We start from the raw sequence: 408 nt of genomic DNA, 5'->3' as shown, positions 1-408 counted from the left end.
ACCGCGACGATGCTCAATGCTGGAGGTAAACGCTCTCGGGGAGGGCGACGGTTCTACGGGTCCGTGTTTCGTCGCATGCTCGAAAATGAGCGGTACAAGGGCTGCCAAATGCTACAGAAAATGTACCGCCCCACAATCCAAGCACCCACACGCTCCTTCCACGACGGGGAGCTGCCGCGATACTGGGTCGAGCAAGCCCTCCCAGCGATCATTGATGAGGCGATGTTTGACGCGGTGCAAGCAGAAATCGCGCACAGGCGTGAGGCGGGCCCGGCTGCCACTCCGTCAAAGAACACGGGCGTATTCACCGGGCGGATCTGCTGCGGCGCGTGTGGGAAGAACTATCAACGCAAAACCCGCACCTACAAGTCTGGAACCTCATACAAGTTCTGGCGCTGCTGGAGTGCC

General features: G+C 59.8%; 1 protein-coding gene. It reads left to right on the top strand.

Features of this window, described 5'->3' with window-relative positions; translation table 11 throughout:
* Positions 1–9: 9 nt before the first annotated feature.
* A partial coding sequence (locus tag QP415_RS10845) for a recombinase family protein (RefSeq protein ID WP_285100062.1) occupies positions 10–408 on the top strand: 399 nt, incomplete at its 3' end.

The sequence above is a fragment of the Pauljensenia sp. UMB3104 genome, assembly GCF_030217285.1.
GTDB lineage: Bacteria > Actinomycetota > Actinomycetes > Actinomycetales > Actinomycetaceae > Pauljensenia.
This window is presented reverse-complemented; position numbering and strand designations above follow the sequence as displayed.